We start from the raw sequence: 24,469 nt of genomic DNA on the forward strand, positions 1-24,469 counted from the left end.
GGGGGCTGCCGGTCGGCGGTTACTGGATGCCCGCCTCGGCGCGGACATGCTGCAGGCTCCAGCAGCTCGTCGGCGTCAGGTCGTCCTTCGTCGTCGCCTTCAGCAGCGAATAGAGATAGGCCGAGGAGGTGCCCGGCTTCTGCCCCGATTGCAGCAGATATTTGATCATCGCCACCATGTTGGCGCTTTCGGTCGGCAGTTCGGTCATCACCACCGCGTCGAAGGTGCCATCGGCCAGACGGTCGCAATCGGCCGTCTGTTCGCCCCCGCCGGTGGTGACCAGATAGACCTGATCCTGCTTGCCCGCGTCGCGGATCGCCGCCGCGGCCCCGGTCGCGTCGCCGTCCCAGAAGTCGATGATGCCGCAGATGTCCGGGTTCTGCTGCAACATCGTCGTCGTCACATTGCGCGAGGTGGTGGCGTCCCAGTTGGAATCGGGCTTCGCCACGACCTGGAAATCCGGATATTTCGCCAGAACCTCCATGATCCCGGCATATTGGAACAGGCTGGTGGCGTTCACCTGATCGCCCTGCACGAGGCCGATCTTTTTGGAGCTGCCCTCGCCGCAGCCCTTGACGACCGCCTCGGCCTCAAGCCGGCCAAGCTCGGTCCAGTCCGGCCCGGTGAAGACGTCGGCTTTGAAATTCGCCGGATTGTCCACGAGGATCACATAGATCCCGGCCTGCTGCGCGCGGTTCATCAGCTTGGAATAGCTGTTCAGGTCGGGCGACATGACGATCAGCACATCGGGTTTCTGGGTGGCCGAGATCGCCTCGGTGATCGCCTGCGCGCCGGCCTCGACCGACCAGTTCGGATCGCGGGTTTCGAGGATGCCGCCGAAGGCGTCGATCTCGCGCTTCAGATAGGCTTCCCAGCCCTGCGCGAGGTCGAAGCCCATCGCCATCGGCACCAGCATGACGCGCTTGCCGGCAAGCGCCTCGCCATAGGCCTTGGGGGCGGGATCCTCCAGCGCCAGCGCCGGTTGCAGCGCGCCGGCCGTCATGGCCGCGGCCAGAAACAGGGTCTTCCAGTTCATCGGGTCGCTCCTCTTGTCATATGTCGCCCTGCTGCGCGGTCTGTTCGTCGCGCGGGTTCAGCACCCCGTCGACGATGATCGCGATCAGCAGGATCGCGGATTTGATCAGGTTCTGATACAGCAGCGGAATGTCCAGAATGGTCATCGCGTTCAGCAGGATGCCGATCAGCGCCGCGCCGATCAGCACGTTGCGCACCCCGCCCTTGCCGCCCGACAGCCCGATGCCGCCGATCACCGCGACCAGCACGATATCGTAAAGCTGGGTCGAGTTGACGACGCGGGTGTTCATGCTTTGCAGGCTGCCCGCCGTCAGCAGCCCGGCGACAAAGGCGATCAGCGCCGACAGCACGTAGCGCAGCACCATCATCGGCCGCACCGGCATGCCGATGTTGCGCGCGGCGGCCGGGTTGTCGCCCGCGTAATAGACATAGCGGCCCCATTTGGTGAACCGCAGGAACAGGAAGGTGGCAAAGGCCAGCGCGGCGAAGACATAGACCTCGACCGGCACATCGGCGAGCCGCATCCCCCCCAGATGGCCGAGCCAGTGCCCCGCCGGAACCGGCACCGCGTCCGAGCCGATCATCTGCGACCGCACCAGCCCGAAGACGAAGGACGCGCTGGCGAGCGTGACGAAGATCGCCGGCACCTCGGCATAGGCCACAAGGAACCCGTTCGCCAGCCCGATGACCAGCACCCCCGCCAGAACCAGCGCCAGCGCCCGCCATTCGCCCATCCCGTCGTTCAGCATCTGAAGATACCACGCCACGGACATCGCCATGATCGCCACCATCGACAGATCGATCCCCCGCCCGATGATGATGACCGCCATGCCAAGCGCGAGGATGCCCAGCACCGAGATCGAGCGCACGATCGCCACCAGATTGTCCGGCGAAAAGAACCCCGGCAGCGCGACCGAGGCCATGGCGAAGATCGCCACCGTGATCAGCGCCACGATGCGTTCCTGAGAAAGGTCCTTCGGAAATCCCATCCACCACATCCGGTTTGCACAGACCTGTGACGCTAGTCGTGCCCCGCCGTTTGCGTCCAATGAATAATTCGGCGGGAAATCCATGCCGGAACGGAATGGATCGGTCCGATCGGCGCGTCGGGATCAGACCACCTGCAAGCGGCCGTAGCGGGCGGTGCCCGGATCGTCGCGGGCCTGATCGGCGCGGATATGGGCGCCCAGGGCCTCGATGAAACGATGGCCGTAGCCCGGCAGCGCCTGCCGCAGGTTCCACATCGCGCAGATGCCGAAACGCACCGGCGTGCCGCGCAGCGCGATGGCCCGGCTGACCAGCCGGTCCGAGGGCGCCCTGGCCGAGGACGGCACCACCGCGATGCCCACCCCGCCCTCGGCCATGGCAAAGAGCGTATGCGGCGAATAGCTTTCCAGCACGATCCGCGGCGCGGCGCCCGAGATCCGGCAGGCGGCGTCGAACACCTCGCGCGAGGCATGCTTGCGGTTCAGCGTCAGGATCGGCTGGTCGAGGAATGCGGTCAGCTCCACCGTCGCCGGGCCTTCGGGCAGGAGATCGGGCGTGCCGACCGCCAGAAAGCCGAGCGTGCCGAGCGGCACCTGCTCCAGCGCCTCGACCGGCATCTGCGGCGCGGCGGAAACGGTCAGATGCAGCGCCCCGTCGCGCAGCTTGCCCGCCAGTTCCGGCCCGCCGCCGTCCTCGAGCCGGATCTCGATCCCCGGGTTCTGCCGCTGCCAGTCGCACAGGAAGGTCGGCATGTACCGTTCTATCAGTTGCGAACAGGCGCCCACGCGCAGGAGGCCCGAGCTGCCGCGCGCGATATCCTCGGCCAGCGCATGGACATTGCGCTCGGCCGCCAGAACGCCGTTGACGCGGCTGTGCAGCGCCTCGCCCTGCGGGGTGAGGCGGATGTTGCGCCCGACCTTTTCGAACAGCGGCACACCCAGATGCGCCTCCAGCGCCTTGATCTGGCGCGACAGGGCGGACTGGGTCTGGTGCAGCCGCTCGGCGGCACGGGTGACGTTGCGCAGTTCGGCGACGGTGACGAAGGCGGTATAGGTGCGGATGTCCATGCGACCTCCCGGCAGGATCGGCGGTCAGGCTAGAGGCCGGGCCGCGCCCGCGTCAACGGCCGTGGTGCGAATGGCGGGCAATCGCCCCGCCGTCGCCCGATTTCGCGGCGAAACGGGAGTGCCGGGCCCGGGCGCGGGTTTCCGGATCGTGGGGCGGGCGGAGAGGGCGCAGGGGGCGCTGCCCCCTCGGCTTTCAGCCTCACCCCCGGGATATTTATGGAAACACGACAGGGAGAAGGTCCGTTCCGCCCCGTTCTCAGCGTAGCGCCATGTCCCGGGGCAGGTCGGACAGCGGCTCGACCCCGGTTTCGGTCACGATCACGGTTTCCGAGGCGCCGACGGTGAAGGCGCCGTAACGGCGCAGCGTCATCGGCAGATGGAACACCATGCCCGGTTCCAGTTCCCGCCCGACGCCGGTGAACAGCGACAGGATGCCGCCTTCGCCCCAGTCGGGCGCGAAGGCGGTGCCGATGGAATAGCCGATCCGCTTGCGGAAGGCCTGCGCGTGACCGGCGGCATCCACGACGGCCTGCGCGGCCTCATGCGGGGCGGAGCAGGGCGCGCCCGGCCGCATCGCGGCCAGGGCCGCATCCAGCGCCCGCAACGCCGTCGCCATCATGTCGCGCGCATCATCCGGCGGCGGGCCGAGCCAGACGCTGCGCATCAGCGCCGCGTGATAGCGGTCATGGCTCGCCGCGAGTTCGAGGAACACCCCGTCCCCCTCTTGCAGGATCCGGCGCCGCCATGTCGCATGGGGGATCCCGGAACGCGGGCCGGAAGATACCAGCGGCTCCATCGCCATGGCCTCGGACCCGGCCGAGATCGCGGCGCTGACCATCGCGGCGGCCACGTCGTTTTCGCTTGTCCCGGCACGGCAGGCGTCGATCGCGGCGCGCATGGCGGCCTGCGCATAGCGTCCCGCGTGCCGGATCGCCGACAGTTCCGCGCGCGACTTGACCACGCGCAGCGCCTCGGCCAGCCCGGAACCGTCGAGGATCGTCACCTCCTCCAGCGCGTGCGCCAGCCGGTCGGCCAAAGCCATGCTGACGAACCAGCCGTCGCGTTCGACCGCAAGCCGCCGGATGCCCAGATCCGCGATCACCGCGCCAAGCGCCTGCGCCGGATCCTCGCCATCCTCCCAGATGCGGATGTCGCGCAGCCAGGTCGCCGTCCGTGCCCCGGTCAGTTCCAGCCGCCGCACCAGCAAAGTGGGCTCCCCCGTCAGGGGCACGATCAGCGCCTGAAAAGCGAAATAGCCCGCCGTCTGGCGCCCGCAGGCCCAGAAGATGTTCTCCGGCCCGGTCAGCATCAGCGCCTCGGCGCCAAGGGGTTCCAGACTGCGCTGCAACCGGGCGATGCGCCCCCGGAACTCGGTGGCGGGGAAGACGGCTTCGCGGCCGCGCAGGGGGTCGTCAGTTGCGGTCATCGGCGGGTCCGGCTGCGGTATCCGGCGCGGCGATCACGACGATCGCCTCACCGGCGGCCTGCCGGGCGCGCAGGTCCTCGGCCTCGGAGGGGTCGATGGGGCGAAAGCGGATGCGGTCGCCCGCGCGGAACAGGAAGGGGTCCTTGGCGCCCGGATCGAAGGCATGCACCGGGGTCCAGCCGATGAACCGCCAGCCCGAGGGACCGGCGACGGAATTGACGCTGGCCTGCTGCCCGCCGATCCCGATCGCGCCCGCCGGGATATGCTGGCGCGGCTTCGCCAGACGCGGCGTGTGCAGCCTTTCCGGCAGGCCGCCCAGATAGGCGAAGCCCGGCGCAAAGCCGATCATGTAGACCCGGTATTCCGCGCCGGAATGGAGCGCGATCACCTCATCCGTCGTCAGCCCCTTCATCTTTGCCAGCTCCGCAAGATCCTGCCCGACCTTGCCGCCATACAGACAGGGCACCGTCAGCCGCCGCGCCGCCGCCCGGACCGGCCCGAGCCTGTCATAGACCGCGCGCACCTGCCGCGCCAAGGCCGCGCCCCGGACCCGTTCCGGATCATAGCAGACGAGGAGCGAGCGATAGGTCGGCACGACCTCGCGCAGGCCGGGAATGGCGCCGGTTTCCAGCGCATCGGCCAGCGCGACGATCCGTTCGTTGACGGGGGCCGAAATCTCCTCGCCGATCTGGAAGAGGAAGGCGCTGTCGCCTGCCGGGAGAATGCTGGGGGTGGGCGCCATCATGCCTGACCTGATCCTGATCTACCTGCGGCTCATCATATCTGGCAGGAAGCTGACGATGCCCGGGAAAAGCGCGATCAGCAAGACGAAGGCCGCGGTGATGTAGAAGAACGGCATGGCGGCACGGGTGATCCGGCCCATGCTGTCGCCGGTCAGCCGCTGGATCACCGTCAGGTTGAAGCCGACGGGCGGGGTGATCTGCGCCAGCTCCACCACGATGACAAGGAAGATGCCGAACCAGATCTTGTCATAGCCCGCCGCCGTTGCCAGCGGCAGCGTGATCGGCAGGGTCATGACGATGATGCCAAGCCCCTCCATCACCGTGCCGAGGATGATGTAGAAGATCAGCAGCACCACGATCAGCAGGAAGGGCGACATGCCCCAGCTCTGGATTTCGGCGGCGATGTAGCGCGGCACGCCGAGATAGCCGAGCGTGGTGGACAGGTAGATGGCGCCGATCATGATCAGCCCGATCATCGCGCAATTCTCAGCCGCCTGCCGCGCCGCCGTCAGCAGCCCCCGCAGGTCGAGCGTGCGCTGCATCACCCCGATCAGGATGGCGAAGCTGACACCCACGGCCGCCGCCTCCGTCGGCGAGGCGATACCGCCATACATCGACCCGATCACCCCGAGGATCAGCAGCAGGAGCGGCCCCAGATCCTTGAGCGCCACGAGCTTTTCCCAGAATGTCGTCTTCGGCGGCGGCGCACCGACGAGCGACGGGTTCAGCCATGCGCGGATCGCCAGATAGCCCATGTAGCTTGCGGCCAGCATCAGCCCGGGCACGATCCCGGCGATGAAGAGCTTGAGGATCGATTCCTCGGCCATCACGCCATAGATGATCATGATCGTCGAGGGCGGGATCAGAAAGCCGAGCGTTCCCGCCCCGGCCAGACTGCCGGTGACCAGATCGCGGTTGTAGCCGCGCGAGATCAGCTCTTTCGCGGTGATCCGCCCGACCGTCGCCGTCGTCGCCGCCGAGGACCCGCAGACCGAGGCGAACATGGTGCAGCCCAGCACGGTCATATGGCTCAGCCGTCCCGGCACGTGGCCGAGCCACGGGGAAAGGCCGGTGAACAACGCCTCGGAAATGCGGGTGCGGAACAGCACCTCGGCCATCAGGATGAACAGCGGCAGCGCCAGCAGCTCCGTCGAGACCAGCGTGTTCCACGCCTGCTGCGACAGCAGTTTGAGCGCCGGCATGGAGGGGCGGAAGATCTCGATCAGTCCGGCGCCGGTGCCGATCAGGCCGAGCCCGATCCACAGGCCGGAGCCAAGCAGCAGGGCCATCAGCCCGAAGAGCGAGAAGACGATCTTTCCCATGTCGGGCCCTTTTCAGTCGATGCCCTCGGCGAGGGAAAGCTTTTCCCCGCGCAGCAGCCGCAGCAGTTGCGCGAAACATTGCAGCGTCAGCAGGACGGCGCCGAAGGACAGCACCGCCTGCGGATAGACGAGAGGCATCCGGAACGTCGTCGCCGACATGGTGCCGCGGACGCCGGACAGCCAGGCCATCTCGATGAAGGCGCGGCTGAGCAGGATGCAGATGAACAGGCCGGTGAGGCAGGCCGCGATGTCGATGACCCGGGCGGCGCGGGGCGGCAGGATTTCCAACAGCGCCGTCACCCGCACATGGATGCCGCCCCGCATCGCGCCCGCACAGGCGAGCATGAAGCACGTGCCCATCAGATAGGCCGACAGGTCCCATGTGAAGTCGAAGGACATGCGGAAGAAGTTCCGCACCGCGATCTCCACCACGATGAGCACGAGGATAGCCAGCAGGCTGAGCGCCGAGATGGCGCTGCCCAGTCGGGTCAGCCAGTCGATCGCCGCGATGATGCGGCCAAATCTGCGGGGCACGGGTGTGGTCATGGGGTCACTCTTCGCCGGGAAGAGCGCAGCCGGGGGCGGCTGCGCGGCCGGATCAGTTCTTCACGGCGAGGTAGGAGTCGATGACCGGCGTGGCATCCGGCACACGGGCCTTGAACGCATCCCACAGCGGCATGGCCTTTTCCAGAAGCGCCGCCTGCAGCTCGGGCGAGGGGGCGTCGATTTCCATGCCGTGTTCGCGCAGCGTGGCAAGGCGCTTGTCATCCTCGGCCCGGCTGTTCAGCCAGAACTGGCCTTCCAGCTTCTCGGCCACCGCCTCGATCGCCTTCTGATCCTCGGGCGACAGCGCGTTCCAGGCATCGAGGCTCACCGAAACCATGTTCGACGAGGCCTGCCAGTTGAAGGTGTTCATGTTCTTGAGGAATTCCCAGAACGCCCCGTCCACCCCGGAGGAGGAAGAGGTCGTCACCCCCTTGATCGTGCCCGCCGCGAGCGAGGGCACAACCTCGCCCCAGGGCATCTGCACCGGCGTCGCGCCGAGCGCCTTGAAGAAATCGGTGCCGTTTGCATCGACCACGCGGATGGTCAGCCCCTGCATGTCGTCGAGCGTGTTGATCTTGTTCGGCGAATAGACCGCCTGCCCCGGCCACGGCACCAGATACAGCACCTTCTGGTTCATGTCGGCCGCCACCGCATCCACCGTCGGGCGGAAGAATTTGTGCAAAAGCGCCAGATCCGGCATGGTCGGCGCGATATAGGGCAGCGTCTCGATGCCGAGGATCGGTGCCTCGCCGACCTGCTGGCTCAACAGGATGTCGGCGATCGGCACAAGGCCGTCGCGCACCGCGGCCATGCCCTCCGGCCCCTTGATCCCGAGCGCGCCGCCGGAATGGACGGTGATGTTCACCTCGCCGTTGGTGGCTTCCTTCACCGCCTCGGCGAAGGCGAGCGCGTTCTGGGTGTGGAAGTTGCCTTCCGGCCAGACGACCGACATGTCCCAGCTGGTTTCCGCCGAGGCCGCGCCCGCCGTAATGGCGAAGGCACAGGCGATGGCAAAGGTGGCGAGAGGTCCCTGTTTCATCGTTATCCCATTCTGATGGTGGCTGATGCTTGGGATTTTCAGTATACCATCAGTATCCGGCGATGATGCCCTATCTGCTCCGCAACCCCCGCCACGCCGAAATTGGTGAAAATTTCAGCGCTGTGCGGGGGGCATCGTTACATATTGGGCTGGCCGCGCTCATCCGGGGGCGCGCCGGGGCGCCGCATCAGCCGGGCAAGGAACCTTTGCCGCACATTGTCGAAATGCGCCTCCATCGCGGTGCGGGCACGGGCGGGATCGCCGGCCTCGATCGCGTCGATCACCGCCAGATGTTCGGCCGCCTGTTCCGCGAACAGATCCTGCGTGCGGCTGATGGTGCAGCGCCGTGCCGTCTCACGCAGCTCGCGCAGCAGCTCGGGCAGCAGCGCGAACCCCGCGGCCACGGCCACCGCCCGATGGAAGGCCTCATCCTCTTCCCAGAAGGCGTCGAAGGCCGCGTCCTGCGCGCCCGCATAGCCTCGCATGGCCTGCCGCGCGGCGGCCAGCGCCGGATGCAGGCCCCCGTCCGCGCGCCGGGCCGCCTCGGCCGCCGCCGCGCCTTCGAGGATCCGCCGCACCTCGCTGATTTCCATGAGCTGTTCGAGCGTGACCTCCCGCACCGTCAGCGTGCCGTTCGACAGCCGGGCGATCACCCCCTCTTTCTCAAGCCGCTGGATCGCGGCGCGCAGGGGCGTGCGGGAAATGTCGGACTGCTCGGCCAGAATGCGTTCGGTTAGCACGATCCGTGCCGACAGTTCCCCCGTCAGGATGCGCCGCTTGATCGCGCGATAGGCCTGATCGGCGAGCGTGTCCTCAGTCATCCCGGCTGCCCCTGAGCGTCGCCCCATGCCGCCTTCAGCGCCCGCACCGCCTCGGCCAGATCGGCGGGGTCCATGCCCTCGGCCGGGTTGTGGCTGCCGTCCCAGTTGCGCAGGAACACCATGACCGACTCCCAGCCCGCCTGCGCGAAGGCCGCCGCGTCATGCCCGCCGCCCGACAGCATCCGCCGCGGCGCCTGACCCAGCCGCAACGCGCCATCGGCGATCCGCGCCGCCAGCGAGGCGGACAGGGCCGAGGGCCGGCTGCGCGACGGCGCCCCCAGATCGAAGCGCAGATGCCGGCGCGCCTCGATCTTTGCGATTTCGGCCTTCAGCGCCGCGTCCATGCGGTCAAGCTCGGCGACATCGTCGCTGCGGATGTCGACGCAAAAGCCCAGATGTCCGGGCACCTTGGCAAAGACATGTTCCGGCGTCGCGCCCTCCACCCGGCCGAAGGTCACCGCAAGATCGTGCCCCGCCGCCAGTTCGCGCGCCCAGATCGCATCCATCGCCACCACCAGATCGGCAAAGGCGAAGACCGCATCGGCGCGCGTTTCGCGCGGCGCACCGCCGGAATGCGCCCAGGTGCCGTGGATCTGCGCCTGCCGGTAGCGCAGCCCGCCGCGCACGCCCGTCACCAGCGCATAGGGCTCGGCGGAGTCGAACAGCACCGGCCCCTGCTCGATATGCAGTTCGACGAACTGCGCCGGGGCAAGGCCGGGGCCGCGCAGCACCGCCTGCGGGTCGCCGCCCTCGGCGCGCATGTGATCGGCGAGGGTGCGGCCAGTATCGGCGCGACGGGCCTCGAACTCCGCCGCATCCAGACGGCACAGCGCGGCGCGCGATCCGATGTAGGACACGGGGAACCAGACGCTTTCCTCGGCCCGGGTGACGGTCACGACCAGATCGACGGGCGGGGTTTCACCGCTTGCCACGAAGGCCGCGGCAAGGGCCATCGCCCCCGCCACCCCCGCCGCCCCGTCATAAGCGCCGCCCATCGCCACCGTGTCGAGATGCGATCCCACATGCAGCGCCGGGGCCGAACGGTCCCGGCCAGGGAGCCGCGCGAACAGGTTCAGCCCCGCGTCGCGGCGCACCTGCAGCCCAAGCGCCACCGCCCGATCCTCGATCACCCGATGCGCGGCGGATTCCTCCGGGCTGTAGGAGGGTCGCGTATAGCCCGGTCCCGGCAGGGAAATCGCGTTCACCTGATCGAGAACAGCCTCGACCGTTTCACGAATGACATCCGTCATGCGCCCCATCCCGCCGGGTCGTTCACCGTGGTCGCGGGCCGCACGCCCGACAGCGCCGTCAGCACGTTGCGCACGCTGCCGGTGCCGACGCGGATCAGCGCCTCTTCGGTCGAGCCGCCCAGATGCGGGGTGAAGATCACCTGATCGAAGCGCGAGAGCGGGCCTTGCGGGGCCGTGGCGCTGTAGACATCCAGCCCCGCCGCCGCGATCCGGCCCTCGACCAGTGCTTCGGCCAGCGCCTCTTCGTCCACCAGCCCCGCCCGCGCGGTATTCACCAGAATCGCGCCCGGCTTGCAGGCGGCAAAGGCCGCGCGCCCCATCAGCCCGCGCGTTTCCGGCCGCATCGGCGTGTGGAGCGAGATCAGATCCGCCCGCGCCAGCCCCGAGGCCAGATCCGGCACCGGCGCGAAGCCCTGCAGATCGCGCGCCCGCGGCGAATGGACGATCACCTCCATGCCGAGCGCATCGCGCAGCATCCGCCCGAAACCCGCGCCGATGGTGCCCCAGCCGACGATCAGCGCCACCTTGCCCGACAATTCGACCGTCCGGTGCCGTTCGCGGAAACCGGGCCGCCCCGCCCGTTCGTCGCGGTCGCCCGCCGGGATCAGCCGCGCCGCCGCGATCGACAGCCCGAAGGCCAGCTCCATCACCGACCGGGCATTCGCCCCCGGCGTGTTGCACACGAGGATGCCCTGCCCGGTCGCCGTTTCCTTGTCGATCGCGTCATGCCCCGCCCCGTGCGCGACGACGACCCGCAGCCCCGGCGCCGCGCGCATCGCCGCCCCCGACAGCCCCGCATCGCGGGTGATGACCGCCGTGCAATCGCCAATCAGCGACAGGACCGTGCCGGGCGCGGGATCGGGGCAGATCACCGGCTCGATCCCGCCCTGCCGCAGCAGGTCCAGCGCATCTTCATGCATCGCCTGCACGATCAGGCATTTCGTCATGTCGTTCTCTCCGCTTCGAGGGTTTCAAGCCGCCCCAGCACCGCCGCGCCCGCGTTGCGCAGATGGGCGACCATCCGGTCTTCGGCGAGCCCGGCATCGCCCGCGGCAAGGGCGTCGAGGATGCCCAGATGTTCGCCGCATCCCTGCGCGAACCGTTCCGGCACCTGATGGATGTCGAACATGCAGGTGCGCAGGCGCAGATCGGCGATGGTCCGTTCCAGCGTGGCATTGCCGCTCGCCCGGGCGATCATGGCGTGGAAATCGTCATCGACGCGGCGCTGCTCCTCGCTCTCGCCGGTGCGCAGCAGGGCCTGCACGCGGTCCGCCATCTCGTCCAGCCGCGCGCGCGGCAGATGCACCGCCTGCCGGGCGCCGAACCCTTCCAGCGCGGCGCGCAGGGTGAAGATCTCGCGCACCTCGGCCATGGTCAGTTGCCGCACCCGCAGGAAGCGTCCGTCCTTGCGGGCAAGCCCGTCGGCCTCGATCCGCTTCAGCGCCTCGCGCACCGGGGTGCGGGACATGTCGAGCCAGTCCGCCAGCTTTTCCTCCTGCAAGGCGGCGCCGGGGGGAAGCTGCTGGCTCAGGATCATGCCGATGATGCGGGCATGCGCGCGGGCGGACAGCGACTGGCTCACGCGGTCCTCCCCGGGCTTGGCTGGGTCGCGGGCGGTCACGGGGCACCGACCTCGGCCAGAGCGTGGCGAAAGGCCGCCCGCGCGGCGATCAGCAGATCCTCGGCCCGGTCCCGCGGCACGGCCTGAAAGCGGAAGCGGCGCCCGGTCGGCATCTGCGCCAGACGCGGCAGGTCGATACCGGTGACGGTGGCGATCTTGGGATAGCCGCCCGTCGTCTGCCGGTCGGCCATCAGCACCATCGGCCGGCCCGAGCCGGGCACCTGGATCGAGCCGGCCAGCGTTCCGTCCGAAACGATGTCATGCCCGCGCACAGCGGGCAGGTCCGGCCCGTCAAGGATCAGCGCCATCCGGTCGCGCTGGTTCGTGGCCGCATAGGGCCCGTTCAGGAACCGGCGCAGGATCTCGGGGCTGAAATAATCGTCCTGCGGCCCCATGACCACGCGGATGGCCCCGCCCCGCGTGCGCCACGGATTGCGCAGCACCCGGACCGGGCCGATGTCCCCCGCGCCAAGCGGCAGGTCGTCGCCATCCTGCAACGCACGCCCCTCAATCCCGCCGATCCCGGTGCGCAGATGCGTCGAGCGCGCGCCAAGCACCGGCGGCGTCGCGATCCCGCCGCTGACCGCGACATAGCCCCAGACCGAGCCGGGCGTCGCGCCCACCGAAAGCTCCTGCCCCGCGCGCAGCAGATGGCTGCGCCACGGCAGGGCGCGCGCGCCGTCGATCTTCAGATCCGTGGCCGCCGCGCAGACCGCCACCATCCGGTCATCCGCGAACCGCAGCACGCCGCCGACATAGGCGAATTCCAGTGCCGCCGCCTCCGCATCGTTGCCGACAAGGGCATTCGCCATGCGCAGCGCCTCGGGGTCCATCGGACCGGAGCCGGAAACCCCGAACCGCAGGAACCCGGCGCGGCCCGCGTCCTGCACCGTCATCATCAGCCCTGCGCGGAGAACCGTCACCTGCGCCATGCCGCCCTTCCCTCAGGCACGGGCGAAAGGCGCGATGCCGACGCCCTCGCCCTCCAGCGCGGTTTTCAGCGCACGGGCCATGCCGACCGCGCCGGGGGTATCGCCATGCACGCAGAGCGTCGCGGCCTCGACCGGCAGCTTTTGCCCGCCCGTCGTCGGGATATTCCCGTTCACCACCATTTCCAGCACCTGATCGAGGCTTTGCCGCGGATCATGGATCACCGCACCGGGCTGGCTGCGGGGGGTCAGCTCGCCCCGGTCGGTATAGGTGCGGTCGGCATAAATCTCGCACGCGACGCGCAGCCCGGCCTTTTCGGCGGCGGTATAGGTCTCGGAATAGGGCAACGAGACATAGACCAGCGTCGGATCCACCGCCGCCACCGCCCGCACGCAGACCGCCGCCAGATCCGCATCCACCGCCGCCATGTTGCCAAGCGCGCCGTGGGTCTTCACATGGGTCATCCGGTGGCCGACGACCTCGGCCATGCCGCGCAGGGCGACGATCTGATAGACCAGCTGCGCCTCCAGATCCTCGGGCCGTTCGCCCGAGATGCGCCGCCGACCGAAGCCGTAGAGATCGGCAAAGGACGGATGCGCACCGACCGAGACGCCTTTGGCCTTCGCCATCTCCAGCGTGCGGCGCATGACGACCGGATCGCCCGCGTGAAAGCCGCAGGCGATATTCGCCGAGGACACCAGATCGAGCATCGCCGCATCGTCGCCGACGGTCCAGGCGCCGAAGCCTTCCCCCATGTCGCAATTGAGGTCGATGGTGCGCATGGCTTTCCCTTTCGTCAGCCGGAACACGGGCCGCAGGAACATGGCCGCAACAGGGCCGCGTCAGATTTCGGATACCCGCTGTATACTGAAATCTCAAGGGCCTTGCCCCGTCCGTCCCGGGGGTCCGATCCGGAAATCCGCTGCCCGCCCGTTTTCCGGGCAGGCCGACGATTAGCGCCCGTCCAGCCGCTCCACCCGGCGCAGTTCGGGAAAGAGCCGCATCCAGACCAGCACCACGGCCAGCGTGCCGACCCCGCCGATCACCCCCGCCGCGACCGGCCCGGCAAGACCGGCGGCCATGCCGGATTCGAATTCGCCCAACTGGTTCGAGGTCCCGATGAACAGCGAATTCACCGCATTGACCCGGCCGCGCATCTCATCCGGCGTCAGGAGCTGCACGAGAGAGCTGCGGATCACCACGCTGACATTGTCGGCGGCGCCGGTGATCAGCAGCGCGAGGATCGACAGGGCGATATTGCTCGACAGCGCGAACAGGACCGTCGCCAGACCGAAGACCGCGACGGCAAGGAACATCTTGCGGCCCGCGCTGCGGGTGATCGGCCGGCGCGCCAGCACGATCGACATCAGCAGCGCCCCGACGGCCGGCGCCGCGCGCAGCAGGCCAAGCCCGATCGGCCCGGCGGCAAGGATGTCGCTGGCAAAGATCGGCAGCAGCGCCACCGCCCCGCCGAACAGCACCGCGAACAGATCAAGCGAGATCGTCCCGAGGATCGCCGGCCGCCCCCGGATGAAGGACAGCCCCGCGAAGACCGTGCCGAGCGAGATCGGCGTTTTCGGATGCCCCGCGCTGACCAGCCGGATCGAGGCGACGTTCCATCCCGCGATGACAAAGGCGACCATCGAGAACAGGAACGGCGCCCGCTCGCCGAACCCATACAGCAGCCCGCCCAGAGACGGGCCAACGATCAGCGCCGTCTGCATGAAGGAGGATGAGGTCGCCACCGCCCGTTGCAGCATCGACCGGCTGACGATGTTCGGCAGCAGCGAGGCCATCGTCGGCCGCTCGAACGCCTGACAGCCGCCAAGGACCGCGACGGCGATCAGGATCATCGGGGCGGAAAACGTCCCGGTCAGGATCAGCGCGCCGATGCACAGCGCGGTCAGCCCCTCGATGATCTGGCACAGGAACCCGATGCGCCGCCGGTCGAAGCGGTCCACCACCGGCCCCGCCACGAAGGTCAGCACCGCCATCGCGGCGAACTGGCTGAGTCCGACGAAGCCCAGCATGTAGGCGTTCTGGGTCAGGTCATACATCATCCAGCCAAGCGCGACGGCCAGCGACTGGAATCCCAGCGAGGAACAGATGCGCGAGGAAATGAAATGCCGGTAATTGCCGTTGTGAAGCACCTGCTGCTGGTCGATGCCCTGTGCCGTTTCGCTCACGACCGCCCGTCTCCCGCCAAGCCCTGCCAGTGGCCGGCGCCATCGGCGTTCGGGCCGCGCCGTCCGGACAGGGGCGGATCCGCGGCACCAGAACGCCTCTAGCCGAAGCGCCGACCCCCTGTCAAATCCTCCCCGCCGGACGCGCAGGCAAGTGATCGCCGGCGGGCCGTGGCCCCGGCTGGACCTTTACCGCGTCCCGGCTAAGATCGCGCATATGGAAACGATCCTGCGTCATAGGAAACCCGATGCGCCGCGCCGGAACTGCCCCCCCGGCGGGACGTTTCCACCCCGCATGGCGTGAACCGCGGAAAGGAGCCAGAATGGCCGGTCCTGTCGACAGCGTTCCGGGCGGAGGCGCCTCTGTCAGCCAGCCCGCGCCCACCGGGCAGTCCGCATCGCGCGGCGCGGGTTCGCCCGATGTCTTCGTCTTTCACGACGCCCGCACCGGATCGCTGCAATATATCGTGGCGGATCCCGCCTCGGGCGCCGCGGCGATCATCGATCCGGTTCTGGATTTCGACGAAAGATCCGGCAGCACCGCCACGGCCAGCACCGACCGGTTGCTGGATTTCATCGCGGCGCGGGGCCTGCGCGTGGAATGGATCCTCGACACCCATCCGCATGCGGATCATTTCTCGGCCGCGCATTACCTGAAACTGCGGACCGGCGCGCCGATGGCGATCGGTGCCGGAGTGCGCGCGGTGCAGGCTCTGTGGCGCGACATCTACAACTGGCCCGGTCTGGCGGTGGACGGATCGCAGTGGGATCGCCTGTTCGCGCCGGGCGACAGCTTGCGGATCGGCGGGATCGAGGGGCGGGTGATCGCCTCGCCGGGGCATACGCTGGCCTCGGTCACCTATCTTATCGGCGATGCGGCCTTCGTGCATGACACGATCTTCATGCCCGACGCCGGCACGGCGCGGGCGGATTTCCCCGGCGGCAGCGCGGGGGCGTTGTGGGACTCCATTCAGGACATCCTGTCCCTGCCGGACGACACGCGCCTGTTCACCGGGCATGACTACTGCCCCGAGGGCCGGGCGCCGCAATGGGAAAGCACCCCGGCCACGCAGCGCGCGACGAACACCCACCTGACGCAATGCCCGACGCGCGAGGCCTTTGTCGCCATGCGCACGGCGCGGGACCGCACCCTGCCGATGCCGAACCGGATCCTGCAGGCCCTGCAGGTCAACATCAACGGCGGCCGGTTGCCGGAGCCCGAGGCCAATGGCCGACGCTACCTGAAAATCCCGCTCGACCTGTTTCCGGATGCCGCCTGGGACTGATCAGCCGTCGAAACGGGCGCGATAGGCGGTCGGCGTCTCCCCCCGCACCGCGCGGAACCGGCGCGAGAAATAGGGCGGATCGGCATAGCCCAGCCGGTAGCCGATTTCGGCGACGGGCAGCCGGGTGAAGGCCAGAAGGCGGCTCGCCTCGGTCATCACGGCGGCCTCGATATGGCGCAGCGCGCTTTCCCCGATCGCCGCGCGGCAGATCCGGTTCAGATGCCCCGGGGTGATCGACAGGGCCGAGGCATAATCCTCCACCCCCCAGCCCTCGCCCAGATGCGCGCCGATCAGTCGGTCGAATTCCAGCATCCGCCGCTGCGACAGCGGTTCGACCTGCTCGGCCTTGCGCAGCGCGATCTCGGCGGCGATGGCCAGAACCCCCTGCGCCAGCGCGATGAGCAGCGGCGCGCGGAACGGCCCCGTCCCGGAAAAGGTCGCGGCGATCTGGTCCAGCAAGGACAGCATGCGGGGATCGGCCTCGCCATGGATCGGGCGCGCCAGCCGGCCCCGGAGCGCGTCGGGGGCAAAGCCGGTCACGACGGTCAGCGGGAAGGAGAGGACCAGCCCCTCGCACCCCTGACGGAAGGCGAATCCATGCACGGCCTGCGCCGGGACGAACAGGAAATCGCCGTCCTCCAGCCGGACCTCGCGTCCGTCCACCCGGACCCGCGCCGCGCCGCGGCCCATGTGGAACAGCTGCGCCATCTCACGGTGGCGGTGCGGGGAAATCACCCAGTCGTGCAGCCGCGCCCGATCCCATATCCGTTCGCAATGGATCACATCCGGAAAGGCCCCGGTTTCCCCGAACAGGTTGAACACCGGGATTCTGGCGGAATCTTGCGATGACGTTTTCATGCACGAAAAATACCAGACATTGCCGCATCCGTCCATTCGTGCCCGGCCCCGCGACGGATAGGAATGGGGGCAGGGAGAACAATCGGAACATGCGCATGGATACTCAGGTCGTCATCATCGGCGGCGGGCCGTCGGGCCTTCTGCTGTCGCAACTGCTGAACCGCGAAGGGATCGCCACCGTCATTCTGGAACGCTCGGACCGGGATCATGTGCTGTCGCGGATCCGCGCGGGCATTCTGGAATGGGGCACGGTCGAGATGCTGCGCGAGGCGGGCGTCGGCGCGCGGATGGACGCCGAGGGCTTCCCCCATGACGGCACATGGATCACCGATGCCGATCTGATGGTGCATATCGACTTCAAGGCGCTGACCGGCAAGAAGGTCATGGTCTACGGCCAGACCGAGGTGACGCAGGATCTGTATCGGGCGCAGGACGCGATGGGCACGACCATCCTGCATGGGGTCGAGGATGTGCGGATCCTCGACCTGGACGGCGCGCAGGCCCGCGTCGAATTCACCCAGAACGGCGAGAGCCGCAGCCTGACCTGCGCCTGGGTTGCGGGCTGCGACGGGTTTCATGGCGTGTCGCGCAAGACCATCCCTGCGGAGAAACGGCGAGAGTTCGAGCGGGTCTATCCGTTCGGCTGGCTTGGCATCCTGTCGCGCACGCCGCCGGTGAACGACGAGCTGATCTACGCCAGTTCGCCCCACGGCTTCGCGCTGGCCTCGATGCGCAACGCCGCTCTGGTGCGCTATTACGTGCAGGTGCCGCTGGCCGACAGGGTCGAGGACTGGTCCGACGACCGCTTCTGGACAGAGTTCCGGCGCCGCATCCCCTCACAGGCGGCGGAACGGCTGATCACCGGCCCGTCGATCGAAAAGTCGATCGCGCCGCTGCGCAGTTTCGTGTCCGAGCCGCTCCGCTGGGGCCGGCTGTTCCTTGTGGGCGATGCCGCGCATATCGTGCCGCCGACCGGGGCGAAGGGGCTGAATCTGGCGGTTTCGGACGTGTTCTACCTGCATCAGGCGCTGATCGCGGCGCTGAAGACCGGCGACGAAAAAGGCATCGACGCCTATTCCGAGCGCGCCCTGCGCCGGATCTGGAAGGCGATGCGCTTCAGCTGGCAGATGACGACCATGCTGCACCGGTTCGACGGCGAGGACGGCTTTGCCGCGCAGATGCGCCGCGCGACGCTGGCGCATCTGGCGGAATCGGGAACCGCGCGCAAGGATCTGGCGGAGAATTATGTGGGATTGCCCTATTAGGGATCGGAGCGTGGGCGAATAGGGAGGCAGGGGGCCAGCCCCCTCTTGGCCTTCGGCCAATTCACCCCCGGGATATTTATGGAAAGATGATGGGAGCGGGCCGTTTTCCCGGGGGAAGGTCACGCCCCGAGCCCGATCGCGGCATGGTCGATCGCCGCGATCAGGCCCGCCGCCTCGGGCGAGGGGGCGCCGCCTTCGCGCAGGGAGATGCCCACCGGCCCGCCCAGCAGGTCGTTGCGGATCGGCAGGACCGCCAGCGCGCCGGATTCCAGCTCGGGCCGCACCACGCCTTCGGAGATGAACCAGACGGTGTCGGATTGCAGAACCACCTCGCGCCCGAAGGCCAGCGAGACGTTTTCATAGGCGGGTTGCGGATCCTCGATCCCCACGGAATGCAGCCAGTTCCCTACGGCGGCGGCGATCAGCGCGCCCTGTGGCGGCAGCATCAGCGGGTAATGCGCAAGCTCGCCGTAGTCCCAGTCCGGCCGCAACAACGGATGGCCCCGATGCACCACCGGCACCACCTTTTCCCAGTAGAGACGGCGGAAGCTGAGCCCCTCGTGATTGCCCTGTTGCGGCATCCGGCCGACCACGAGGTCGAGCTGACCTTCGCGCAGGAGCGAGAGGAGAAGCCAGTTCGGCCCGGTCATCACGTCGATCAGCACCTCAGGATGCGCGGCGCGGAAGGCCAGCGCCGCATGCGGCACCAGACCCGTCGCCGCCGTCGGCAGAACGCCCGCCCGCACCCGGGGCCGCTGCTTCGGCGGATCGCGCACCAGCCTTTGCGCCCGTTCCAGATCCAGGATCGCCGTTCCCGCATGGGTTTGATAGACGCGCCCCGCCGCGGTCAGGCTGAGCCTGCGGCCCGAGCGGTCGAAGAGCGCGGTGCCGAGGATCTCTTCCAGTTCGCGGATCGTCTTGGATGCCGCGGGCTGGCTGACATGCAGCGCCTCGGCCGCGGCGGACAGGCTGCCAAGGCGCGCCACCTCAAGAAAGCAGCGCAGATGGCGCAGGCGCAGATGTGGACTGAGCATTTCATAACCCATACGTTATGCGTTCAGTTGATCATTATAATTTTCACGGCGCATTTGTCATGCCATAAAAGGATCAGGGGGAAGACATGCAGACAATCCAGACATCAGACGCCACCCTTCACATCCGTGACGAAGGCCCGCGTGCGGGCCGCGTGGTGGTGTTCGCCAATTCGCTCGGCACCGATCTGCGGGTGTGGGATGCGCTTTTGCCGCTGCTGCCCGCCGGGCTGCGGATCGTGCGGTTCGACAAGCGCGGCCACGGCCTGTCCGATGCCACGCCCGCGCCTTACGCCATGGAAACGCTGATCGCGGATGCGGAAGCGGTCTGCGACGGGCTGGGCCTGACCGATGTGACCTTCGTCGGCCTGTCGATCGGCGGGCTGATCGGACAGGGGCTGGCGGCGAAGCGGCCCGATCTGGTGCGTGCGCTGGTGCTGATGGACACGGCGGCGAAGATCGGCAGCGCCGGGATGTGGACCACCCGCATCGCCTCGATCCGCGAAGGCGGCATCGCCGCGCTGGAAGGGCCGATCATGGAACGCTGGTTCACCGCGCCCTTCCGCACCGAAAACCCGGAATATGCGCTGTGGCGCAACATGCTCAAACGCACCACGGTCGAGGGCTATGTCGGCTGCTGCGCGGCGATCGCGGGCACCGACCTGACCGAAAGCACGCGCGGGCTGCGCCTGCCGGTGCTGGCGCTGGCGGGGGATCAGGATGGCTCGACCCCCCCGGATCTGGTGCGCGCGACGGCGGCGCTTTGCGGCGCCGACTTCCACCTGATCGCGCAGGCCGGACATATTCCCTGCGTGGAACAGCCCGCCGCCACCGCGAAACTGCTGACCGAATTTCTGGAAAGGACCGCCCGATGACAGACGCCCGCTTTGACAAAGGCATGGAAACCCGCCGCGCCGTTCTGGGCGATGCGCATGTCGACCGGGCCGAGGCGGCGAAGACGGACCTCGACCTGCCGTTTCAGGAACTGATCACCGTCTCCGCCTGGGGGACGGTCTGGGCCTCGGACGCGATCACCCGGCGCGAAAGGTCGATGCTGACGCTCGCCCTTCTGGCGGCCACGGGGAATTTCGAGGAAATCCCGATGCATATCCGCGCAACGGCCCGCACCGGCGCCACCAAAAGGGACGTGATGGAGGCGTTCCAGCATGTGGCGGTCTATGCCGGTGTCCCGCGCGCGAACCACGCCATCAAACTGGCGAAACAGACCTATGCCGAAATGGAGGCGGCATCCGAATGATCGACCAAGGCCCGCTGATCCCGCGCAACCGCGAGATGCATCCGCTAGCTTATTATCCCGATTACAAGACATCCGTGGCACGGTCGCCGAACCTGCCGCTGCTGTCGATGGAATCCGGCCCGTCCGAGGAAACCGGCCCGACCTTTGGCCACGAACGGCTGGGGGCGCTCGACAACAACCTGATCCTGAACTGGAGCAAGGGCGCCGCGCCCGCCATCGGCGAACGCATCCTGATGCATGGCCATGTGCTGGACGAAAACGCCCGGCCGGTGCGGAATACGCTGGTCGAGATCTGGCAGGCGAACGCCGGCGGCCGCTATCGCCACAAGAAGGACGGCTATCTTGCGCCGCTCGACCCGAATTTCGGCGGTTGCGGGCGCACGCTGACCGACGAGAACGGCTATTATCAGTTCCTGACGATCCGCCCGGGTGCCTACCCTTGGCCGAACCGCGGCAACGACTGGCGGCCGATGCATATCCATGTCTCGGTCTATGGTCACAGCTTCGGCCAGCGCCTGATCACGCAGATGTATTTCGAGGGCGACCCGCTGATCGACCGCTGCCCGATCGCCGCGACGATCCGCAACCGCTCGCAGCTTGACCGGCTGGTGGCGCCGCTCGACATGGCGTTCTCGCGGCCGCTCGACTTCCTCGCCTACAAGTTCGACATCGTCCTGCGCGGGCGGCGTCAGACCATGTTCGAAAACAAGCTGGAGGGGATGTGAGATGGTCCAGCCGCTGAATTACCTGGCCGAAACCCCGTCGCAGACCGCCGGGCCCTATGTCCATATCGGCCTGATGCCGACCTATGCCGGCAATCCAGGCAGCTATCAGGAAGAGATCGGCGTTTCGCCGATCTCGGGTGAAGTGCAGGGCACGGTGATCGAGATCGTCGGATCCGTCTACGATGGCACCGGATGGGCGCTGCGCGATGCGATGATCGAAAGCTGGCAGCCGGATGCGGCGGGCAGGTTCCCGGGGCAGGACGGCGCCGATCCCGCCGTTTCCGGCCTCTGCCGGTTCGGGGCGGATGCGGTGACGGGGGAATTCAGCCTGCGCACCGTCAAGCCCGGCCCGGTGCCCTCGCGCTATGGCAAACCGTTCGCGCCGCATATCTCGCTCTGGATCGTGGCGCGGGGGATCAACATCGGCCTGCAGACCCGCATCTATTTCGAGGATGAGGACAATTCCGAAGACCCCCTCCTCGCCCGGATCGAACAGCGGCCGCGCGTCGATACCCTGATCGCTAAGAAGATCGGCGAGAACCGCTACCGCTTCGACATCCGCCTGCAGGGTGCGGGGGAGACGGTCTTCCTCGACATCTGATCGCGGAGTAACTTGCGGACGGCGCGGCGTTTCAGGCCGCGCCGTTTCGTCATTTCGGGAAGGATGACATGACCGACGTATTCGACCACCCCTGGCTTGGCGGACTGTTCGCCGATGTGGAACTGGCGGCTTTGTGGTCGCCCGAGGCGCAGTTGGCCGGGATGCGGGCTTTTGAGGTGGCATGGAGCCGCGCGCTCGGCCGCGCCGGCATGGCCGATCCGGCGCAGGCCGAGGCCGCGGCGCAGGCGATCGCGGCGATGGCGTTCGACATGGCCGATCTGCGCGCGGGCACGGGCACGGATGGCGTGGTCGTGCCGCATCTGGCCGCACAGATGAAGGCTGCGGCGGGCGCGGCCAAAGGCGCGGTTCACAAGGGCGCCACCTCGCAGGACGTGATCGACACGGCGCTCGCGATGGCGATGCGCGACAGTCTGGCGGTGATCAACGCGCGGCTGGCGGAACTGACCGGGGCGCTGGAGGCGCTGGACGCCCGCTTCGGCAAGGAGCCCTTGATGGGCCGCACCCGGATGCAGGCCGCGACCGAGATCACCGTGCATGACCGTATCGCGCCCTGGCTGCTGCCGCTGGCCGATCATCGCGCGCGGCTGGCCGAGTTGCGCCCGCGCGTGGCCAAGGTGCAGATCGGCGGCGCCTCGGGCGATCGTTTCGCGCTTGGCGACAAGGCCGACGGGATCGTGGCCGATGTCGCGGCGGCGCTCGATCTGGCGCCCGCGCCGCGCGCCTGGCACGCGATGCGCGACGGGGTGGCGGAATTCGCGTCGTTCCTGTCGCTGGTGACCGGGACGCTTGGCAAGATGGGGCAGGATATGGCGCTGATGGCGCAGCAGGGGATTTCGGAAATCGCTTTGGTGGGCGGCGGGGGGTCTTCGGCGATGCCGCACAAGCAGAACCCGGTGCTGGCGGAGCTGCTGGTGACGCTTGCGCGGTTCAACGCGGTACAGGTTTCCGCGATGCATCAGGCGCTGGTGCATGAACAGGAACGCTCGGGCGCGGCCTGGGCGCTGGAATGGATGGTGCTGCCGCAGATGGCGCAGGCGACGGGCCGGGCGCTGGTCGCGGCGCAGGCTTTGGCCGGTCAGGTCCGGCGGATGGGGATGCCGGAATAATACCAGTCCGGCGTCGGGATTATGGAGGGGTAGGAGGGGGCCAGCCCCCTCTTTGCGCTGACGCGCAAATTCACCCCCGGGATATTTATGGAAAAACGACGGGAAGAGGGTCTTCTCGGGCGCGGGGGAGCCCCGCGCCCGTGATGTTTCAGACGCGCTCCAGCGCAATGGCGATCCCCTGCCCCACGCCGATGCACATGGTGGACAGCGACAGCTTGCCGCCGGTCTTCGCCAGTTCCAGCGCCGCCGTGCCGGTGATCCGCGCGCCCGACATGCCGAGCGGATGGCCAAGCGCGATCGCGCCGCCGTTGCGGTTCACCCGTTCGTCGTCATCGGCGATGCCGAGGTCGCGCAAGGTGGCAAGACCCTGCGCGGCGAAAGCCTCGTTCAGCTCGATCACGTCGAACTGGTCCTGCGTCAGGCCAAGCCGCGCCATCAGCTTTTTCGACGCGGGCGCCGGGCCGATCCCCATGATGCGGGGGGGCACACCGGCCGCCGCCCCGCCGAGGATGCGCACGATCGGCGTGAGTCCGTATTTCCGCGCCGCGGCCTCTGACGCGATGATCAGCGCCGCCGCGCCGTCGTTCACGCCGGACGCATTGCCCGCGGTGACCGAGCCGTTCGGGAACAGCGGTTTCAGCTTGCCAAGCGTTTCCATCGTCGTTGCGCGCGGATGTTCGTCGCGGTCCACGATAACCGGGTCGCCCTTGCGTTGCTTGACGGAAACCGGAGTGATTTCCGCCGCGAGCCGCCCGTTCGCCTGTGCCTCCGCCGCCTTCGCCTGCGAGCGGAGAGCCATCGCGTCCTGATCCTCGCGGCTGACGCCGAAATCGTCGGCGACGTTCTGCCCGGTCTGCGGCATGGAATCGACGCCGTATTGCGCCTTCATCAGCGGATTGACAAAGCGCCAGCCGATGGTGGTGTCGTGGATCTCCGCCCCGCGGCTGAAGGCGGATTCCGCCTTGGGCATGACGAAGGGGGCGCGCGACATGCTTTCGACGCCGCCGGCGATGATGATCTCGGCCTCGCCCGCCTTGATCGCGCGGGCGGCGGTCAGCACCGCATCCATGCCCGATCCGCACAGCCGGTTGATCGTCGTGCCCGGCACCTCAAGCGGCAGCCCCGCCAGCAGCAGCGACATCCGCGCGACGTTGCGGTTGTCTTCGCCCGCCTGATTGGCGCAGCCGAAGATCACGTCGTCGATCGCGGCCCAGTCCACACCGGCGTTCCGCTCCATCAGTGCCTTCAGCGGGATCGCCCCCAGATCGTCGGCCCGGACTGAGGCCAGAGCCCCGCCGAAACGCCCGATCGGTGTGCGGATATAGTCGCAGATGAAAACTTCGGTCAT

Annotated in this window: 25 protein-coding genes; 7 read left to right on the top strand and 18 right to left on the bottom strand. The window is 68.2% G+C overall.

What is annotated here, in order from left to right; translation table 11 throughout:
• Positions 1–19: 19 nt before the first annotated feature.
• The 15 genes from D2T30_RS14110 to D2T30_RS14180 all read right to left on the bottom strand — a co-directional run bounded on the left by D2T30_RS14110 (position 20) and on the right by D2T30_RS14180 (position 14,973).
• Positions 20–1,036 carry a sugar ABC transporter substrate-binding protein gene (locus D2T30_RS14110; RefSeq protein ID WP_128184503.1) on the bottom strand — a complete coding sequence of 339 codons (1,017 nt, stop codon included), beginning with the start codon at positions 1,034–1,036 and terminating at the stop codon, positions 20–22.
• Positions 1,037–1,052: 16 nt separating this feature from the next.
• On the bottom strand, positions 1,053–2,024 hold the full coding sequence (locus D2T30_RS14115; RefSeq protein WP_241651290.1) for an ABC transporter permease: 972 nt from the start codon (positions 2,022–2,024) through the stop codon (positions 1,053–1,055).
• A gap of 123 nt (positions 2,025–2,147) precedes the next feature.
• On the bottom strand, positions 2,148–3,089 hold the full coding sequence (locus tag D2T30_RS14120; RefSeq protein ID WP_128209398.1) for a LysR family transcriptional regulator: 942 nt from the start codon (positions 3,087–3,089) through the stop codon (positions 2,148–2,150).
• Between the two features lie 256 nt (positions 3,090–3,345).
• Positions 3,346–4,515, bottom strand: coding sequence for a M24 family metallopeptidase (locus D2T30_RS14125; protein ID WP_128209399.1), 1,170 nt, complete (start codon positions 4,513–4,515; stop codon positions 3,346–3,348).
• The gene (gene pxpB, locus D2T30_RS14130; protein ID WP_128209467.1) at positions 4,502–5,257 is read right to left on the bottom strand and encodes a 5-oxoprolinase subunit PxpB; all 756 of its coding nucleotides are present in this window, start codon (positions 5,255–5,257) and stop codon (positions 4,502–4,504) included. The genes D2T30_RS14125 and pxpB overlap by 14 nt, the downstream gene beginning before the upstream one ends.
• 21 nt (positions 5,258–5,278) lie before the next feature.
• Positions 5,279–6,580, bottom strand: coding sequence for a TRAP transporter large permease (locus D2T30_RS14135; RefSeq protein ID WP_128184493.1), 1,302 nt, complete (start codon positions 6,578–6,580; stop codon positions 5,279–5,281).
• 12 nt (positions 6,581–6,592) lie between these two features.
• Complete coding sequence (locus D2T30_RS14140) at positions 6,593–7,126, bottom strand: TRAP transporter small permease subunit (RefSeq protein ID WP_128209400.1); 534 nt, start codon at positions 7,124–7,126, stop codon at positions 6,593–6,595.
• A gap of 52 nt (positions 7,127–7,178) precedes the next feature.
• Positions 7,179–8,165 carry a TRAP transporter substrate-binding protein gene (locus D2T30_RS14145; RefSeq protein ID WP_128209401.1) on the bottom strand — a complete coding sequence of 329 codons (987 nt, stop codon included), beginning with the start codon at positions 8,163–8,165 and terminating at the stop codon, positions 7,179–7,181.
• Positions 8,166–8,302: 137 nt separating this feature from the next.
• Positions 8,303–8,986, bottom strand: a complete 684-nt coding sequence (locus D2T30_RS14150; RefSeq protein WP_128209402.1) for a GntR family transcriptional regulator — start codon at positions 8,984–8,986, stop codon at positions 8,303–8,305.
• On the bottom strand, positions 8,983–10,236 hold the full coding sequence (locus D2T30_RS14155) for a hydantoinase/carbamoylase family amidase (protein WP_128209403.1): 1,254 nt from the start codon (positions 10,234–10,236) through the stop codon (positions 8,983–8,985). The genes D2T30_RS14150 and D2T30_RS14155 overlap by 4 nt, the downstream gene beginning before the upstream one ends.
• Positions 10,233–11,183 carry a hydroxyacid dehydrogenase gene (locus D2T30_RS14160; RefSeq protein WP_128209404.1) on the bottom strand — a complete coding sequence of 317 codons (951 nt, stop codon included), beginning with the start codon at positions 11,181–11,183 and terminating at the stop codon, positions 10,233–10,235. Before D2T30_RS14160 ends, D2T30_RS14155 begins: the two co-directional genes overlap by 4 nt.
• Positions 11,180–11,818, bottom strand: coding sequence for a GntR family transcriptional regulator (locus D2T30_RS14165; protein ID WP_128209405.1), 639 nt, complete (start codon positions 11,816–11,818; stop codon positions 11,180–11,182). The genes D2T30_RS14160 and D2T30_RS14165 overlap by 4 nt, the downstream gene beginning before the upstream one ends.
• Before the next feature lie 35 nt (positions 11,819–11,853).
• Complete coding sequence (locus tag D2T30_RS14170) at positions 11,854–12,789, bottom strand: 5-oxoprolinase subunit C family protein (RefSeq protein WP_128209406.1); 936 nt, start codon at positions 12,787–12,789, stop codon at positions 11,854–11,856.
• Between the two features lie 12 nt (positions 12,790–12,801).
• Positions 12,802–13,569, bottom strand: coding sequence for a LamB/YcsF family protein (locus D2T30_RS14175; RefSeq protein ID WP_128209407.1), 768 nt, complete (start codon positions 13,567–13,569; stop codon positions 12,802–12,804).
• 171 nt (positions 13,570–13,740) lie between these two features.
• Complete coding sequence (locus D2T30_RS14180; protein ID WP_206612970.1) at positions 13,741–14,973, bottom strand: MFS transporter; 1,233 nt, start codon at positions 14,971–14,973, stop codon at positions 13,741–13,743.
• Between the two features lie 320 nt (positions 14,974–15,293).
• On the opposite strand from D2T30_RS14180, the gene D2T30_RS14185 reads away from it, so the two are divergent.
• Complete coding sequence (locus D2T30_RS14185) at positions 15,294–16,256, top strand: MBL fold metallo-hydrolase (RefSeq protein ID WP_206612971.1); 963 nt, start codon at positions 15,294–15,296, stop codon at positions 16,254–16,256.
• Here the strand turns inward: D2T30_RS14185 and D2T30_RS14190 are convergent, their stop codons facing one another.
• Positions 16,257–17,078 (bottom strand): helix-turn-helix domain-containing protein, encoded by an 822-nt coding sequence (locus tag D2T30_RS14190; RefSeq protein ID WP_241651291.1) that lies wholly within the window; start codon positions 17,076–17,078, stop codon positions 16,257–16,259.
• 131 nt (positions 17,079–17,209) lie between these two features.
• On the opposite strand from D2T30_RS14190, the gene pobA reads away from it, so the two are divergent.
• Positions 17,210–18,379, top strand: a complete 1,170-nt coding sequence (gene pobA, locus D2T30_RS14195) for a 4-hydroxybenzoate 3-monooxygenase (protein WP_128209410.1) — start codon at positions 17,210–17,212, stop codon at positions 18,377–18,379.
• 119 nt (positions 18,380–18,498) lie between these two features.
• Here pobA and D2T30_RS14200 read toward each other — a convergent pair whose 3' ends face one another.
• Positions 18,499–19,413, bottom strand: a complete 915-nt coding sequence (locus D2T30_RS14200; RefSeq protein WP_128209411.1) for a LysR substrate-binding domain-containing protein — start codon at positions 19,411–19,413, stop codon at positions 18,499–18,501.
• Positions 19,414–19,499: 86 nt separating this feature from the next.
• On the opposite strand from D2T30_RS14200, the gene pcaD reads away from it, so the two are divergent.
• The 5 genes from pcaD (at position 19,500) to D2T30_RS14225 (ending at position 23,121) form a co-directional block, all read left to right on the top strand.
• Positions 19,500–20,285: a 3-oxoadipate enol-lactonase gene (gene pcaD / locus D2T30_RS14205; protein WP_128209412.1), complete on the top strand. Its 786-nt coding sequence runs from the start codon at positions 19,500–19,502 to the stop codon at positions 20,283–20,285.
• Positions 20,282–20,668 (top strand): 4-carboxymuconolactone decarboxylase, encoded by a 387-nt coding sequence (gene pcaC / locus D2T30_RS14210; protein WP_128209413.1) that lies wholly within the window; start codon positions 20,282–20,284, stop codon positions 20,666–20,668. Before pcaD ends, pcaC begins: the two co-directional genes overlap by 4 nt.
• On the top strand, positions 20,665–21,393 hold the full coding sequence (pcaH, locus tag D2T30_RS14215) for a protocatechuate 3,4-dioxygenase subunit beta (RefSeq protein ID WP_128184463.1): 729 nt from the start codon (positions 20,665–20,667) through the stop codon (positions 21,391–21,393). The genes pcaC and pcaH overlap by 4 nt, the downstream gene beginning before the upstream one ends.
• A 1-nt stretch (position 21,394) precedes the next feature.
• Positions 21,395–21,994, top strand: coding sequence for a protocatechuate 3,4-dioxygenase subunit alpha (gene pcaG, locus D2T30_RS14220; RefSeq protein WP_128209414.1), 600 nt, complete (start codon positions 21,395–21,397; stop codon positions 21,992–21,994).
• A 68-nt stretch (positions 21,995–22,062) separates the two neighbouring features.
• Positions 22,063–23,121 (top strand): 3-carboxy-cis,cis-muconate cycloisomerase, encoded by a 1,059-nt coding sequence (locus tag D2T30_RS14225; protein ID WP_128209415.1) that lies wholly within the window; start codon positions 22,063–22,065, stop codon positions 23,119–23,121.
• 148 nt (positions 23,122–23,269) lie between these two features.
• Here D2T30_RS14225 and pcaF read toward each other — a convergent pair whose 3' ends face one another.
• Positions 23,270–24,469, bottom strand: coding sequence for a 3-oxoadipyl-CoA thiolase (gene pcaF, locus D2T30_RS14230; RefSeq protein WP_128209416.1), 1,200 nt, complete (start codon positions 24,467–24,469; stop codon positions 23,270–23,272).

The organism is Paenirhodobacter populi, from assembly GCF_004022215.1.
Lineage (GTDB): Bacteria > Pseudomonadota > Alphaproteobacteria > Rhodobacterales > Rhodobacteraceae > Rhodobacter > Rhodobacter populi.